Origin of the sequence: Rhodococcus sp. PvP016, assembly GCF_017832185.1 — a bacterium.
In the GTDB taxonomy this organism is placed as follows: Bacteria; Actinomycetota; Actinomycetes; order Mycobacteriales; family Mycobacteriaceae; genus Rhodococcoides.
In genome coordinates, this window is record NZ_JAFIBH010000001.1 from 3,764,371 (window position 1) to 3,779,924 (window position 15,554).

Consider the following 15,554-nt stretch of genomic DNA (forward strand, 5'->3'; position numbering starts at 1 on the left):
ACCGAGCCGGGGAACGCGCTCAAGAATCTAGCGTGGCGAGGGCTTTCTCCCAAGCCCCCTGGTCACGGGCCTCGCCCGGACCCATCATCTCGGCGAACCGCACCACTCCGGACGTGTCGATGAGGAAGGTGCCGCGGTTGGCGAACCCGAGGTCCTCGTTGAACACGCCGTACTGCTGCGCCACGGCGCCGTGCGGCCAGAAGTCCGACAGGAGCGGGAACGTGTATCCCTGCTCGGCGGACCAGATCTTGTGCGTGGGAGGCGGACCGACCGAGACGGCGAGCACCGCGGTGTCGTCGTTCTCGAACTTCGGCAGCTCGTCGCGCACCCGGCAGAGCTCACCCTGGCACGTGCCGGTGAAGGCGAGCGGGAAGAAGATCAGCAGCACGTTCTTGGTGCCGCGATAGTCCGACAGCGTGACGGGCTGGTTGTTCTGATCCTTCAACGTGAAGTCGGGAGCCTCGACTCCCACCTCGAGCGTCATCAGCGCTTCGTGGGCTGAGCCTTGGGCTGCACCAGCCGACTGCCGATCCACGCACCGAGGTTCGTGGTCGAGGTCTGGGTGAGGCCCGCGGTGGGTGCGGACTCGGCGATCTCGCTGGGCTCGACATGGCCGGACTGGCCTGTCTTGGGAGTGAGGACCCACACGAAGCCGTCGTCGGAGAGGGGGCTGATGGCGTCCATGAGGGCGTCGACCAGGTCTCCGTCCCCGTCGCGCCACCACAGCAGCACGACGTCGACCACCTCGTCGGAATCCTCGTCGACGGTCTCGCCGCCGATCATCTCCTCGACGTCGGCCCGCAAGTCGTCGTCGGTGTCCTCGTCCCAACCCAACTCTTGTACGACCATGTCGCGGGTGACTCCGAGCTTCTGGGCATAGTTCTGGGCGTCCGCCGCGGCGACCACGGTCGTGTCCTCCTTCGAGTCGTGAACCCGATCGAGACCGACCGGGCGATACAGCAAAGTGTGCAGTAGTCAAAGCGAACAGGGTCGGGCGCCCCGGCGCAAGCCGACGCGGCGATCTGCACGTTTTTCCGTTGCATTGATTTCACGCTTACCCAATCGGGAACCACCTGCACCATGTGGGGTCCGATGGGGCAGGATTGACCTCGATCACCCGAGATTGACCCAGATCACCGTGAAGCAGCACAGCGGGCCGGCGTCACAGGACCGGCTCGCACTGGACCGGGAGCACACCATGCTCCCGCCACATCGAGGAGAACACACGTTGTCGGAATCGACGAAGGAAGAGCGCACCGACGCGGCAGACGCCGCGATGGGCGCTGTCGCCAGGAAGGCGAGCACGGACGGCCGTGTTCGCGTCATCCGAGAGGGGGTGGCGTCGTACCTTCCGGACATCGACAGTGACGAGACCGACGAGTGGATGGAATCCTTCGACCAGCTCCTCGAGCGCTCCGGGCCGCAGCGCGCCCGCTACCTGATGCTGCGCATGCTCGAGCGTGCCGGTGAGAAGCGTGTGTCCATTCCCGCGCTGACGTCGACCGATTACGTCAACACCATCCCCACCGAGAACGAGCCGTGGTTCCCCGGCGACGAGTCCATGGAACGCCGCTACCGCGCCTGGATCCGCTGGAACGCCGCGATCATGGTGCACCGCGCGCAGCGCCCCGGTGTCGGCGTCGGTGGCCACATCTCCACGTACGCCTCGTCCGCTGCTCTGTACGAGGTGGGCTTCAACCACTTCTTCCGCGGCAAGGACCACCCGGGCGGCGGCGACCACATCTTCATCCAGGGCCACGCCTCCCCCGGCATCTACGCGCGCGCCTTTCTCGAAGGCCGCATTCCGGCCGAGCGCATGGACGGCTTCCGCCAGGAGTACAGCCACGCGGATCAGGGCGGCGGCCTGCCGTCGTACCCGCACCCGCGTCTGATGCAGGACTTCTGGGAGTTCCCGACGGTGTCGATGGGTCTCGGCCCGATGAACGCCATCTACCAGGCCCGCTTCAATCACTACCTCGCCGACCGCGGCATCAAGGACACCACCGATCAGCACGTGTGGGCGTTCCTCGGCGACGGCGAGATGGACGAGCCGGAGTCGCGCGGCCTCGCCCACGTGGCGGCCACCGAGGGTCTGGACAACCTGACCTTCGTCGTCAACTGCAACCTGCAGCGCCTCGACGGCCCGGTGCGCGGCAACGGTAAGATCATCCAGGAACTGGAGTCGTTCTTCCGCGGTGCCGGCTGGAACGTCATCAAGGTCGTGTGGGGCCGTGAGTGGGACACCCTCCTGCACAAGGACCGCGACGGCGCGCTGGTGAACCTGATGAACACCACGCCCGACGGCGACTTCCAGACGTACAAGGCCAACGACGGCAGCTACGTCCGCGACAACTTCTTCGGGCGCGATCCGCGGACCAAGGAACTGGTCAAGGACCTCAGTGACGCCGAGATCTGGAACCTCAAGCGCGGTGGCCACGACTACCGCAAGGTCCACGCCGCCTACGCCGCCGCGATGGAGCACAAGGGCCAGCCGACGGTGATCTTGGCGCACACCATCAAGGGCTACACGCTGGGCAAGCACTTCGAGGGCCGCAACGCGACCCACCAGATGAAGAAGCTGACGCTGGACGACCTGAAGGCGTTCCGCGACATCCAGCACATCCCGATCTCCGACGAGGAGCTCGAGAAGGATCCGTACCTGCCCCCGTACTACCACCCGGGCGAGGACTCCCCCGAGATCCAGTACATGCTCGATCGCCGTAAGGCCCTCGGCGGATACGTGCCCGAGCGTCGCACGTCGGCGAAGCCGCTGCCCATGCCGCCCGACTCGACCTACAAGTCGATCATGAAGGGCTCTGGCAAGCAGGAGGTCGCGACGACCATGGCGCTCGTCCGCGTCATGAAGGAACTTCTCCGCGACAAGGAGATCGGCCATCGCGTCGTGCCGATCATCCCCGACGAGGCCCGCACCTTCGGCATGGACTCGTGGTTCCCGTCGCTCAAGATCTACAACCGCAACGGCCAGCTCTACACCTCGGTCGACTCGGAACTGATGCTCGCCTACAAGGAGAACGTCACCGGCCAGATCCTGCACGAGGGCATCAACGAAGCCGGTTCGACGTCGTCCTTCACAGCCGTCGGCACGTCGTACGCCACCCACGGCGAACCGATGATCCCGCTGTACATCTTCTACTCGATGTTCGGTTTCCAGCGGACCGGTGACGGCCTCTGGGCTGCTGCCGACCAGATGGCCCGTGGCTTCGTGCTGGGCGCCACCGCCGGCCGCACGACGCTCACCGGTGAGGGCCTGCAGCACGCCGACGGACACTCGCTGCTTCTCGCGGCGACCAACCCGGCGGCCGTCGCGTACGACCCGGCGTTCTCGTTCGAGATCGCGCACATCATCAAGGACGGTCTGCGCCGGATGTACGGCGGCACCGAGGGTGTGGAGGGATTCGGTGGAGAGAACATCTTCTACTACATCACTCTGTACAACGAGCCGTACCGCCAGCCGGCCGAGCCGGAGAACCTCGATGTCGAGGGTCTGCTGAAGGGCATCTACCTGTTCCAGAAGGGCAAGGCCGACGGCCCCAAAGCGCAGATCCTGGTCTCCGGTGTAGGTATGCCGTCGGGGCTGCGTGCGCAGGAACTTCTCGCCGAGGACTACGGCGTGTCCGCGGACGTCTGGTCGGTGACCAGCTGGGGCGAACTCCGCCGCGACGGTGTCGACGCCGAGACCGAGGCACTGCGCAATCCCGGTGACGAGCCGCGCGTCCCGTACGTCACCAGCAAGCTGCAGGAGGCGGAGGGCCCCTTCGTCGCCGCGTCGGACTGGATGCGTGCTGTCCCGGATCAGATCCGTCAGTGGGTTCCCGGCCACTACACCACGCTGGGAACCGACGGGTTCGGCTTCTCCGACACCCGCACCGCCGCGCGGCGGCACTTCAACGTTGACGCGGAGTCGATCGTCGTCGCCGTGCTGTCCGCGCTCGCTCGCTCGGGTGAGGTGGACAAGGACAAGGCCGTCGAGGCAGCCGAGCGCTACCAGATCGACGATGTCCTGGCCGCTCCGATCTCCACGGCCGATCCGGGCGTCGCCTGACAGTTACACCAGGCACGCCGCGTAAGTTCGTGGCCATGGCAGACATCGCTCCCGATTCCCCCGACGGTTCGCCGGAGGGGGAATCGGAGCGTGTGCGTGAACGCCGCGAGCTCCGACGTGCCGCCGCGGAGGCCCACCGACCCGGTGGCGCGATCCGCGCGAGACAACAACGAGTCCCGCTCCCCGAGGCACTGCTGCGACGGGTGAAGCAGTTCTCCAGCAGGCTCTCCACCGAGGCGCTGACCCAGATGCAGGATCAGCTGCCGTTCGTGAGCGATCTCGATGCGTCGCAGCGCGCAAGTGTGCAGATGCTCGTCCAGACGGCCGTCGTCAACTTCCTCGAGTGGTTGCAGAACCCCGACAGCGACATCCGCTTCAGTCTCGACGCGTTCCAGGTCATTCCGCAGGATCTGGCGCGGCGCCTGACTCTGCGGCAGACCGTCGACATGGTCCGGGTCGCCATGGAGTTCTTCGAGCAGTGGCTCCCGGCCCTGGCGCGCAACGATCAGCAGCTCGTCGCGCTCACGGAAGCCGTGCTGCGCTACGGGCGCGAGCTGGGATTCGCCGCCGCGTCGGTGTACGCGAGCGCGGCCGAGTCGCGTGGCGCGTGGGACACCCGCCTCGAGGCCCTCGTGGTGGACGCCGTCGTCCGCGGCGACACCGGCTCGGACATGCTCTCGCGCGCCGCGACCCTCAACTGGGACGCGACCGCACCGGCCACCGTGCTCGTCGGATCACCTCCGCCGGATCAGGGCGTCTCCGTCGTCGGGACCGTGCACACGGTGGCGCAGCGCCACCATCGCGCCGCGCTCGCCGTGGTGCAGGGCACGCGTCTGGTCATGGTGGTCTCCGGTCATCTCTCCGGCGACCCGACCAGTGCCGCCTTCCTCGACGACCTGATGCGCAACTTCTCCGACACCCCGGTGGTCATCGGCCCGACGACCCGCACCCTCGGCGCCGCGCACTCGAGCGCCGTGGAGGCGTTCGCGGGGATGCAGGCGGTGGTCGGATGGCGGGGTGCACCGCGGCCGGTCCATGCGGGTGAACTTCTGCCGGAACGAGCGTTGCTGGGCGATCAGGCGGCGGTCACGTCGCTCAACGAACTCATCGTCCAGCCGCTCCAGGCTGCCGGATCGGCACTCTCGGACACGCTCGATGCGTATCTCGACTGCGGTGGAGCGGTCGAGACGTGTGCCAGGTCACTGTTTGTTCATCCAAATACTGTGCGATATCGGCTCAAGCGAATCGCGGAGGTGACTGGTCGGGATCCCACCAATGCCCGCGACGCGTACGTCCTGAGAATCGCGGCAACAGTAGGTCGCCTGTCGCAATCCCATAACGAAAACCCATCACCGATAACAACAGTCACAGCCGGAACATTTGGGAATCTCATACAGTAACGGATCTTGCGCCAGGAGCGATGCGACCCATCCTGCAGGGCGTTTGTAGGGTTCTGACAAATACGACCGACAAGGTTCATCGCGTAGAACATCTCCTGAAACGGCCTTCACAGTGTTTTCTTAGTTCCGTGATTGCAGTGCTTTCGCCCGGACAGGGCTCTCAGACACCCGGCATGCTCGTGCCGTGGCTCGGACTCCCCGGGGCCGCGGATCGTCTCGCCCTCTGGTCGCAGGCGTCGGGCCTCGACCTGACGCGGCTCGGAACCACCGCCACGGCGGAGGAGATCACCGACACCGCCGTGACCCAGCCGCTCGTCGTGGCCGCCGCACTCCTCGCCTTCGAGGAGATCGAGCGCACACACGGACTGCCGGAGAACATGGTCGTCGCCGGCCACTCGGTCGGTGAACTCGCCGCGGCCGCTGTCGCCGGCGTCATCTCCGCCGACGACGCCGTCGCTCTCGCCGCGATCCGCGGCGCCGAGATGGCCAAGGCCTGCGCATCGGCTCCGACCGGCATGTCCGCCGTGCTCGGTGGCGACGAGGACGCGGTCCTCGAGCGTCTGACCGAGCTCGGACTCGAGGCCGCCAATCGGAACGCCGCCGGCCAGATCGTGGCCGCCGGTCTCCTCACCGATCTCGCCGAGCTCGCCGCGAACCCGCCCGAGAAGGCCCGCATTCGCCCGCTGCCCGTCGCCGGCGCGTTCCACACGCGCTTCATGGCACCCGCACAGGACGCCGTGGTCGCCGCCGCTGCCTCCATCACGCCGTCCGAGCCGACGCGTCGCCTGCTCTCCAACCTCGACGGCCGCGAGGTCACCTCCGGCGCGGACGCACTGGCCAAGCTCGCCGGCCAGGTCACCCGGCCCGTCCGGTGGGATCTGTGCACCGCGACCCTGCGCGCGTCCGAGGTCGCCTCGATCGTCGAGCTCCCGCCGGCCGGCACCCTCGTCGGGATCGCCAAGCGCGAGATGCGCGGCACTCCGACGGTCGCCCTCAAGACTCCGGAGGACGTCTCCGGCCTCACCGCCCCGGTATCGGTCGGTTAGGTTACTGCGCGCAACCCCGCCGGTCCGTCACGGACCGATCCGGGGGTGCGCATCGCTCACCACACGTCGTGGGGTGAGCGGGGCCGGTACGTAGCCGGCCCGACTCGAGAACGAGCGTTCGTCGAGACAGCATCCGCACCGGCGCACAGTCGCGCCGTGTGCACAGTTCCTTACACGAAGGGAGCCACTCCGTGGCCACGCAGGAAGAACTCATCGCCGGACTCGCCGAGATCATCGAAGAGGTCACCGGCATCGAGCCGTCCGAGGTGACCGTCGAGAAGTCGTTCGTCGACGACCTGGACATCGACTCCCTCTCCATGGTCGAGATCGCAGTGCAGACCGAGGACAAGTACGGCGTCAAGATCCCCGACGAGGATCTCGCCAGCCTCCGCACCGTCGGCGACGCCGTGAACTACATCCAGAAGCTCGAAGCCGAGAACCCCGAGGCCGCCGAGGCCATCAAGGCGAAGCTCGACAACCAGAGCGACTCCGCAGGCGAGTGAGCACGACCGTGACCACGCCCAGCACAGCCAACGGGGGCTTCCGCAACGTCGTCGTGACCAGCCTGGCGGTAACCACCTCCATCGCCGGTGACGTCGACGCGACGTGGAAGGGACTGCTGAACGGGGAGAGCGGCATCGACGTGCTCGAGGACGATTTCGTCACCGAGTTCGATCTTCCGGTTCGCATCGGCGGCCATCTGGCCGTCAATCCATCGACTCTTCTCTCTCGCGTCGAGCAACGACGCATGAGCTACGTCGAGCAGATGGCGTACGTCCTGGGCAAGGAGGTGTGGAAGAACGCCGGCAGCCCCGAGGTCGACTCGGAGCGGTTCGGCGTCTCGATCGGCACCGGCCTGGGCGGCGGAGACGCACTGCTCGACGCCGACAAGAAGATGCGCGAGGGCGGGTACCGCAAGGTGTCCCCGCTCGCCGTGCAGATGATCATGCCGAACGGACCGTCGGCTGTCGTCGGGCTCGACCTGGGTGCACGCGCCGGTGTCATCACACCGGTGTCGGCATGCTCGTCGGGATCGGAAGCGATCGCTCACGCATGGCGGATGATCGTCATGGGCGACGCGGACATCATGGTCACGGGTGGGGTCGAGGGACACATCGACGCGGTGCCGATCGCGGCCTTCTCGATGATGCGTGCCATGAGCACACGCAACGACGATCCGCAGGCGGCCTCGCGGCCGTTCGACAAGGATCGTGACGGCTTCGTCTTCGGCGAGTCGGGTGCACTCATGGTCATCGAGTCGGAAGAACATGCACTGGCACGCGGAGCGACGATCCACGCTCGTCTCCTCGGCGCCGGAATCACCTCGGACGGGTACCACCTCGTGGCTCCCGACCCGTCGGGCTCCGGTGCAGCTCGCGCGATGCGTCGCGCGATCGAGACGGCCGGACTCACCGCTCAGGACATCACTCATGTGAATGCCCACGCGACCGCGACGCCGATCGGAGACACGGCCGAGGCCACCGCGATCAACGCTGCGGTGGGCAACCACGCGTCGGTGTACGCGCCGAAGTCGGCCCTCGGGCACTCCATCGGCGCTGTCGGCGCCCTGGAGTCGATCCTGACAGTGCTCAGCATCCGGGACGGGATCGTTCCGCCCACGCTGAACCTGGACAACCAGGATCCGGAGATCGATCTCGACGTCGTGTCGGGCGAGGCCCGTCGCGGCGAGATCGAGTACGCACTGAACAACTCGTTCGGATTCGGTGGGCACAACGTTGCGCTCGCCTTCGGTCGTCACTGACCGAGCACGACAGCACGGACCGCGTCACAGCGGGGATCCGGCGACCGCGGTCGCCGGATCTCCGTTCGCACCACCACTCCCCTGCCGGGAGCGGCAGTATGAAGGGGAGAACACGATGACCGTCCTCGCTCCGCACACCCGCCACTCCTCGTCGCGTGACCCGCGCGACCCCCTCGCTCGTCTCGAGAAGCTCTTCGACTCCGGTACGACCACCCCGCTGCACGACCGTGACAAGTCCGGTGTGCTGGCCGCCTCGGGTGAGATCGACGGAGTCCGCACCATCGCCTACTGCTCCGACGCCACCGTCATGGGCGGCGCCATGGGAGTCGACGGCTGCAAGCACATCGTCTCCGCCATCGACGAGGCCCTGGACTCCGGTGCGCCCATCGTCGGCATCTGGCACTCCGGTGGAGCCCGTCTCGCCGAAGGTGTCGAGGCCCTGCACGCCGTCGGGCTGGTCTTCGAGGCCATGGTCCGCGCGTCGGGCACCGTTCCGCAGATCTCCGTCGTGCTCGGATTCGCCGCCGGCGGAGCCGCGTACGGCCCCGCGCTCACCGACGTCGTGATCATGGCCCCCGAGGGCCGGGTCTTCGTCACCGGTCCCGACGTGGTGCGCAGCGTCACCGGCGAACAGGTCGACATGGCCTCGCTCGGCGGACCCGACACTCACTTCCGCAAGTCCGGGGTCTGCCACATCGTCGCCGACGACGAACTCGACGCTCTCGCCCGTGGACGTCGGCTCGTGTCGATGTTCAGTGAGCAGGGCGAGTTCGACCTGGCCGCCGCGCAGCACGGCGACACCGATCTCAAGGCACTCCTGCCCGCGTCGAACCGCCGCGCGTACGACGTGCACCCGGTCGTCCACGAGCTGCTCGACAACGTCGAGGGCGAGTCGTCCTTCGAGGAGTTCCAGGGCGGTTGGGCGCGCAGCATCGTCACCGGGCTCGGCCGCCTCGGTGGCCGCACGGTCGGCGTCATCGCCAACAACCCGATCCGCCTCGGTGGGTGCCTCAACTCCGAGTCAGCCGAGAAGGCCGCTCGCTTCGTCCGCCTGTGCGATGCGTTCGGCATCCCGCTCGTCGTCGTCGTGGACGTCCCGGGCTATCTGCCGGGCGTCAGCATGGAGTGGGAGGGCGTGGTCCGCCGCGGCGCCAAGCTGCTGCACGCGTTCGCCGAGGCCACCGTGCCCCGCGTGACACTGGTGACCCGCAAGATCTACGGCGGCGCGTACATCGCGATGAACTCGCGGGCTCTCGGAGCGACGGCCGTCTACGCCTGGCCGGAGTCCGAGGTCGCGGTCATGGGCGCCAAGGCGGCCGTGGGCATCCTGCACAAGAAGGCACTGGCAGCGGCGCCCGATCACGAGCGCGAGGCGCTGCACGACCGCCTGACGGCCGAGCACGAGGCCATCGCCGGTGGTGTCGAGCGGGCCGTGGGCATCGGTGTGGTGGACGCGATCATCGATCCGGCCGCCACCCGCAGCACTCTCACCCGCGCGCTGGCGGACGCCCCGGCGCGCCGCGGTCGCCACAAGAACATCCCGCTCTGAGTGGCTTCGCCCCGTGAGCCTTTCGCGCATCCCTGGATGCGCAAAAGGCTCACGGGGGCCGGAGGCCCACTAACTCGCGAGCCAGGTGACCTCTCCGCCGACTCCACCGAGACGGAACTGTTCGAGCTCCGCGTCCCAGGCGGTACCGAGAACGTGATCCAGCTGCGCGTACACGTCGCCGCGTCCCTGTTCCAGGATCGATCGCAGTCGCTGCTCGCCCACCATGACGTCGCCGTTGGCACTGGTGGCGCCGTGCCACAGGCCGAGGCCGGGCACGTGCGCGAAGCGCTCACCGTCGACACCCTCACTGGGGTCCTCGGTGACCTCGAAACGCAGCATCTGCCATGAGCGCAGGACGCTGGCCAACCGGGCGCCGGTGCCCACGGGGCCGGTCCAGTTGGTGGTGGCCCGCAGTTGACCGTCGAATGCGGGCTGCGCGGTCCACTTGAGATTCGCTCGGCAGTCGAGCGCATCGGACAGCGCCCATTCGACATGCGGGCACAGCGCGGCCGGCGACGAGTGAATGTAGACGACACCCGTGGTCGAGTCCGCGAATTGGTTCAGTGCGTTCACCGTTGCCTCCAGCTTCGACGAGGGACGTCTTCCCCAACGGCCTGACGCGTCAGCTGATGTACGGCTTCTACCAGTGTGCCTCGAGTTACCCCTGTTACACCAGTCGTTCGGTGTGTCGCGTGGGTTCCGGCGGCGTGTCGCAGCGGGTCACACGCCCGCGAGCACCGTGTCACCCAACGCGGTCCACAGCGGCTTGGCCCAGTCCCCGAACGCACGGTCGGCGAGCACGACGCACGCGACGCGGGCATCGGGATCCACCCAGAGGAAGGTTCCCGACTGACCGAAGTGCCCGAACGTGCGCGCCGAGTTGCTCTCCCCCGTCCAGTGCGGTGACTTGTGATCACGGAGCTCGAAGCCCAGACCCCAGTCGTTGGGTCGCTGCGACCCGTACCCGGGGAGGATGCCCCCGAGTCCCTCGAACTGCACGCGCGTCGCCTCGTCGACGGTCTGGCGGGAGACGAGCGTCGGTGCGAGCAGTTCCGCCGCGAACGCCTCCATGTCGCGGAGGTTCGACCGGGCTCCGTGGCCGGCCGACCCGTGCAGCTCGGTCGAGGTCATCCCCAACGGTTCGAGCACGGCGGCGGACAGGTACTCCCCGAACTCGATGCCGGAGCGCTCGGTCACGTGGTCCGCCAGGATCTCGAAGCCGGCACTCGAATAGATGCGTTTCGTTCCCGGCGCCGTGGTGGGCCGTCGATCGTCGAATGCGACTCCCGAGGTGTGAGCGAGAAGATGACGGACGGTGGATCCCTCGGGCCCCGCTGCCTCGTCGAGCTCGACGGCACCCTCCTCCACCGCGACGAGCGCCGCGTAGGCGACGAGGAGCTTGGTGACCGAGGCCAGTTCCTGTACGCGGTCCCGATCACCGTGTCGCGCGGCCACGTCGGGGCCCTCGGTGATCACCACGGCCGACACCGCCGGGACCGGCCAGTCGGTGAGCGAGGACAGAATCTCGGATGCGTTGCCGGTGACCACGAGCCCGACTGTAATTCACACTCGTCACAGAATCTCGATGCGTCCGGGTACACGCGACTAGCGTGCGTGGAATGACCTCGGCTGGAACCACGCGCACCGCCCACGGCACCTGCACCCTCTGCGAGGCCATGTGCGGACTCGAGTACACGGTGACCGACGAGGGTGTGCAGTCCGTCCGCGGAGACAAGAAGGATCCGTTGTCCCGTGGACACATCTGCCCCAAGGCGACGGCGCTCGTCGACATCCTCAACGATCCCGACCGCGTACGCCGACCGCTGCAGCGCACCGAGACGGGGTGGCGCGAGATCGGGTGGGACGAGGCGGTGGACCTCGTGGCCCGACGCCTGTCCGCCATCCGTGACGAGCACGGCGCCGACGCCGTGGGTGTCTACGCGGGCAACCCCAACGTGCACAGTCTCGGCGCCATGACCCACGGCATCCCGTTCCTGTCGATGCTGCGCACCCGCAACCGGTACTCCGCGACCTCACTGGACCAGTTGCCGCACCAGCTCACCAACATGCTGTTCTACGGTCATCAGCTCCGTCAGCCGATCGCCGACATCGACAACACCGACTTCTTTCTCGTCCTGGGTGCCAACCCGATGGCGTCGAACGGATCCATGATGACGGTGCCCGATTTCGGTAAGCGGGTGAAGGAACTGCGTGCACGGGGCGGGCGCATGGTGGTGATCGACCCGAGGCGCACCGAGACGGCGGACGTCGCCGACACCCACCACTTCATCCGTCCGGGCACGGATGCTCATCTGCTGCTGGCACTCGTTCACGTCGTCCTGGCCGACGGTGCCGCGACCCCCGCCCCGTACGTCGACGGGGTCGAGGGTGTGACCGAGGCGGTGGCGGCGTTCACTCCCGAGGCGGTGGCACCGCTCACCGGTATCGACGCCGACGTGATCCGCACGCTCGCACGTGATCTCACGAGCGCCGGATCGGCCGCGGTCTACGGCCGGATGGGTGTCTCCACCCAGGAGTTCGGCACCGTGTGCCAGTGGGCCGTGCACGTCCTGAACATCCTGACCGGCAACCTCGACCGGGTCGGCGGCGTGCTGTTCACCGATCCGGCCGTCGACCTGATCGCGAACAAGATCACCGGCCGCGGTCATTTCGACAAGTGGCGCAGCCGGGTGCGGGATCTGCCCGAGTTCAGCGGCGAGCTCCCGGCGTCCACCCTGGTGGACGAGATGAACACCGACGGGCCAGGGCGCGTCCGCGCCATGGTGGTGGCATCGGGCAACCCGGTGCTGTCGATGCCGGGCGGTCCCCGACTCGACGAGGCGTTCGCCGGGCTCGACTTCATGGTGTCCTTCGACATCTACGTCAACGAGACCTCACGCCATGCCGACATCATCCTGCCGTCCACGGTGGCCCTCGAGCGGGACCACTACGACCTCATCTTCTCGACGTTCGCGGTGCGGAACACTGCCAAGTTCAATCCGGCCGTCCTGCCGAAAGAGGCCGAGGCGCGCCACGACTGGGAGATCTTCCGCGATCTGAGTCTGCGCTACGCCGCCGTCCGCCGCCGCGGACCGCGTGCGCGGACCCTGGGTCGGGTGAACGCCGCGGCCGTCGTCCGTGAGGTGCGCACTCGGCTGTCCCCCGCCCGAACGGTCGAACTCCTGCTGCTGCGCGCCCGCGGGGTCACTCTGCGGACACTTCGGAAGAACCCGCACGGCACCGACCTCGGTCCGCTGCGTCCCGGCCTGCCGGGCAAGCTGCTCACCCGCGATCGGCGTGTCGCTCTGATGCACGACGTGATCACCCCGGACATCGACAGGCTGCGGAACGCGCTGCTCGCCGCGACGCCGCGTGCGGACGGCGAACTGCTCCTGATCGGGCGGCGCCACGTGCGCAGCAACAACTCGTGGATGCACAACGCGCCGCGTCTCGTGAAGGGCAAGCCGCGCCACGGTCTGCTGGCACATCCCGCCGATCTCGACCGTCTCGGCATCTCGGACGGGGACACCGTCGAGGTCGTGTCCGCCGCGGGCTCCGTGCGCATCGAGGTGACGGCGAGCGACTCCGTGATGCCGGGCGTCGTGAGCATCCCGCACGGTTTCGGTCATGACCGCGACGGCGTGCGACTCACGGTGGCCCGCGACGTCCGCGGACCGAGCGTCAACGACCTCACGGATCCGGATCGCGTCGAGGGGGTCGCGGGCAATGCCGTCCTCAACGGTGTACCGGTGACACTCCGGCCCGTCGGGACCGCCGATCAGGACACGTCGAGCAGGCGTGTCCCGTCGACGAGCAGCGAGCGGAGAGTCGGTTCGTCGACGGGCGGGCAGATGGCGTGACCCTGAGCGCGATGGCAGCCCAGCTCGACCAGGGTGCGCGCCGCCGTGGACGTTTCGACTCCGTTGGCGACGACGTCGAGCCGGAGTGATCGAGCAAGTCCGATCATGACCGAGACGAGCGCACGATCGTCGCCGTCCACACCGAGTCCGTCGGTGAAGTGTCTGTCGATCTTGAGCACGTCGAGCGGCAGCCTCTTGAGATGCAGCAGCGACGAGTAGCCGACGCCGAAGTGGTCGATGGCCGTCCTGATTCCCCTCTCGCGCAGGGAGGTCAGAGCGGCGCCCGATCGCGCCACCGAGTCCACCACCGCGACCTCGGACAGTTCCAGGCAGAAGCAGGCCGGATCGATCCCGCGGGTCCGCAGGATGTCCGCCACCTCCTGCGCGAAATCGCGCACGGCGAGGTGAACCGGTGAGATGTTCACGCGCAGAACCAGATCGGTGCGACCCGTGGCGTCCCGCCAGCTCACATACGCCCGGCACGCCGCATCGATGACCCAGCGCCCGAGTTCCGGGGCGAGGTTCGCCGCGTCGGCGATCGGCACGAACACGTCGGGCCCGAGCATCCCGCGGGTCGGATGCGGCCAGCGGACGAGAGCCTCCACCGCGGTGATCTCACCGGAACGCAGGTCCACCTCGGGCTGGAAGTGCAGCACCAGCCGGTCGTGCGAGATGGCGTGGCCCAGCGTCAGCTCCACGTCGGTCCGCAGGTCGTTGGTCGCCGCGATCTCGTCCGAGTAGAGGACGACGCCGTTGCCACCCGACGACTTCACGTGCAGCGCCGCCTGATCCGCCCGGCGCAGCATCTCCGACGGATCCGCGGTTCCCACGGCCACGCCGATACTCGCGGTGCGGGTCACCCTGTCGTCCACCACCACCATCGGCTCGGCGACCACCGACCGGACCATCTCCGCACGTTCCGCACCGTCCTCGGCCGTGGGCACACCGCCGAGGACGACGACGAACTCGTCTCCACCGAGCCTCGCCACCACGTCCTCGTCCGGCAGTCGGCGGCGGATGCGGTCCGCAACGGTGCGCAGGAACTCGTCACCCATGCGATGGCCGAGGAAGTCGTTGAGAGCCGCCAGCCGGTCGATGTCCACGAACAGCACGCCCACCGCGGTGCCGTCTCCGGCGCGCCCGTCGAGCAGCTCGGTCAGCCCGTGACGGTTCATCAGCCCCGTCAGTTCGTCGATCATCGCGGTGTGACGCAGTTCGTTCTCCGCGGCCACGCGCCGCTGCACCTGGGCGAGCATCGCTCCCACCGCGGTGACGGCCTCGAGCTCGTCCGCGGTCCACTCGCGATCGGCGAAACGGACGAACCCCAGGACGCCCAGGGTGCGGCTGTCACCGACCAGGGGTACGGCGACCATCGTGGTCGCCGGAACCCCTGATCCGTCCTTGACCCGTTCGCGGTAGTTCTCGGGCTGATCGCTCGGCCTGTAGATCTCGACCTCGGTCTGGCTGCGCGACCGGGCGAAGACCGGATCGGCTCTGTCGAAATACACCACACCCAACGGATCCGGGTCGGGCACGACGTGCCGCGGGGGCCACTCCGCGACGAGAATCGACGCGTCGATGCGCTCGTCGTTGTGCCGGAGGAAGCACGTGTCCATCCCGAAATCGGTGGACAGGTCTCGCAGCAGCGCCCGGTACGCCTCGACGACGTTCGCGGCGTCGGCACCGAGCAACCGCGTCGCCAACTCGGACACGAGCGTGTTGAGGGGCCGCCGGACACTCGTCCGACCTTCCATCCCATCCATGACTTCTCCTGAAATCCCCTGAACGGCCCGATGCCCCCCGCACGGCCGTCACCACCCCGCCCGGTCGATGCAGCGTGTCGTACTCGCAGCTCGAGGCATCTTCCGCGCATT

At 67.8% G+C, this 15,554-nt stretch carries 12 protein-coding genes; 7 read left to right on the forward strand and 5 right to left on the reverse strand.

Translation table 11 applies throughout. The features are described 5' to 3' along the window. Window positions 1-19 precede the first annotated feature (19 nt). Both JOE30_RS17530 and JOE30_RS17535 read right to left on the reverse strand, forming a co-directional pair. Complete coding sequence (locus JOE30_RS17530; protein WP_204868236.1) at window positions 20-484, reverse strand: peroxiredoxin; 465 nt, start codon at window positions 482-484, stop codon at window positions 20-22. Then, window positions 484-906, reverse strand: a complete 423-nt coding sequence (locus JOE30_RS17535) for a DUF3052 domain-containing protein (RefSeq protein ID WP_204868237.1) — start codon at window positions 904-906, stop codon at window positions 484-486. Before JOE30_RS17535 ends, JOE30_RS17530 begins: the two co-directional genes overlap by 1 nt. Before the next feature lie 370 nt (window positions 907-1,276). Between JOE30_RS17535 and aceE the strand changes: the two genes are divergently transcribed. From aceE to JOE30_RS17565, 6 genes are all read left to right on the forward strand, one after another. Further along, window positions 1,277-4,063, forward strand: coding sequence for a pyruvate dehydrogenase (acetyl-transferring), homodimeric type (gene aceE / locus JOE30_RS17540; RefSeq protein WP_239533026.1), 2,787 nt, complete (start codon window positions 1,277-1,279; stop codon window positions 4,061-4,063). A 35-nt stretch (window positions 4,064-4,098) separates the two neighbouring features. Then, window positions 4,099-5,463 (forward strand): CdaR family transcriptional regulator, encoded by a 1,365-nt coding sequence (locus JOE30_RS17545; protein WP_204868238.1) that lies wholly within the window; start codon window positions 4,099-4,101, stop codon window positions 5,461-5,463. A gap of 128 nt (window positions 5,464-5,591) precedes the next feature. Next, the gene (locus tag JOE30_RS17550; RefSeq protein WP_204868239.1) at window positions 5,592-6,509 is read left to right on the forward strand and encodes an ACP S-malonyltransferase; all 918 of its coding nucleotides are present in this window, start codon (window positions 5,592-5,594) and stop codon (window positions 6,507-6,509) included. A 191-nt stretch (window positions 6,510-6,700) separates the two neighbouring features. Next, window positions 6,701-7,012, forward strand: coding sequence for a meromycolate extension acyl carrier protein AcpM (gene acpM / locus JOE30_RS17555; protein WP_027505756.1), 312 nt, complete (start codon window positions 6,701-6,703; stop codon window positions 7,010-7,012). An 8-nt stretch (window positions 7,013-7,020) separates the two neighbouring features. Next, window positions 7,021-8,271 carry a KasA/KasB family beta-ketoacyl-ACP synthase gene (locus JOE30_RS17560; protein WP_204868241.1) on the forward strand — a complete coding sequence of 417 codons (1,251 nt, stop codon included), beginning with the start codon at window positions 7,021-7,023 and terminating at the stop codon, window positions 8,269-8,271. Between the two features lie 115 nt (window positions 8,272-8,386). After that, the gene (locus tag JOE30_RS17565) at window positions 8,387-9,820 is read left to right on the forward strand and encodes an acyl-CoA carboxylase subunit beta (protein ID WP_204868243.1); all 1,434 of its coding nucleotides are present in this window, start codon (window positions 8,387-8,389) and stop codon (window positions 9,818-9,820) included. A gap of 69 nt (window positions 9,821-9,889) precedes the next feature. On the opposite strand, the gene JOE30_RS17570 is transcribed toward JOE30_RS17565, so the two are convergent. Together JOE30_RS17570 and JOE30_RS17575 are read right to left on the reverse strand one after the other, a co-directional pair. Beyond that, on the reverse strand, window positions 9,890-10,393 hold the full coding sequence (locus JOE30_RS17570; RefSeq protein WP_027505753.1) for a DUF3145 domain-containing protein: 504 nt from the start codon (window positions 10,391-10,393) through the stop codon (window positions 9,890-9,892). A 147-nt stretch (window positions 10,394-10,540) separates the two neighbouring features. Next, complete coding sequence (locus JOE30_RS17575; protein WP_307806229.1) at window positions 10,541-11,368, reverse strand: serine hydrolase domain-containing protein; 828 nt, start codon at window positions 11,366-11,368, stop codon at window positions 10,541-10,543. Between the two features lie 71 nt (window positions 11,369-11,439). Here JOE30_RS17575 and JOE30_RS17580 point away from each other — a divergent pair, with 71 nt between their 5' ends. Further along, the gene (locus tag JOE30_RS17580; RefSeq protein ID WP_204868246.1) at window positions 11,440-13,680 is read left to right on the forward strand and encodes a molybdopterin-dependent oxidoreductase; all 2,241 of its coding nucleotides are present in this window, start codon (window positions 11,440-11,442) and stop codon (window positions 13,678-13,680) included. Here JOE30_RS17580 and JOE30_RS17585 read toward each other — a convergent pair. Further along, window positions 13,599-15,443 (reverse strand): bifunctional diguanylate cyclase/phosphodiesterase, encoded by a 1,845-nt coding sequence (locus tag JOE30_RS17585; protein WP_204868248.1) that lies wholly within the window; start codon window positions 15,441-15,443, stop codon window positions 13,599-13,601. The two genes, JOE30_RS17580 and JOE30_RS17585, sit on opposite strands and share 82 nt — an antisense overlap. Window positions 15,444-15,554 lie beyond the last annotated feature (111 nt).

Bases quoted from the DNA above. Each gene is read 5' to 3' on its own strand.
- JOE30_RS17530 (WP_204868236.1), bottom strand. From the start codon at position 484: ATGACGCTCGAGGTGGGAGTCGAGGCTCCCGACTTCACGTTGAAGGAT.
- aceE (WP_239533026.1), top strand. From the start codon at position 1,277: ATGGGCGCTGTCGCCAGGAAGGCGAGCACGGACGGCCGTGTTCGCGTC.
- JOE30_RS17545 (WP_204868238.1), top strand. From the start codon at position 4,099: ATGGCAGACATCGCTCCCGATTCCCCCGACGGTTCGCCGGAGGGGGAA.
- JOE30_RS17565 (WP_204868243.1), top strand. From the start codon at position 8,387: ATGACCGTCCTCGCTCCGCACACCCGCCACTCCTCGTCGCGTGACCCG.
- JOE30_RS17580 (WP_204868246.1), top strand. From the start codon at position 11,440: ATGACCTCGGCTGGAACCACGCGCACCGCCCACGGCACCTGCACCCTC.
- JOE30_RS17585 (WP_204868248.1), bottom strand. From the start codon at position 15,443: ATGGATGGGATGGAAGGTCGGACGAGTGTCCGGCGGCCCCTCAACACG.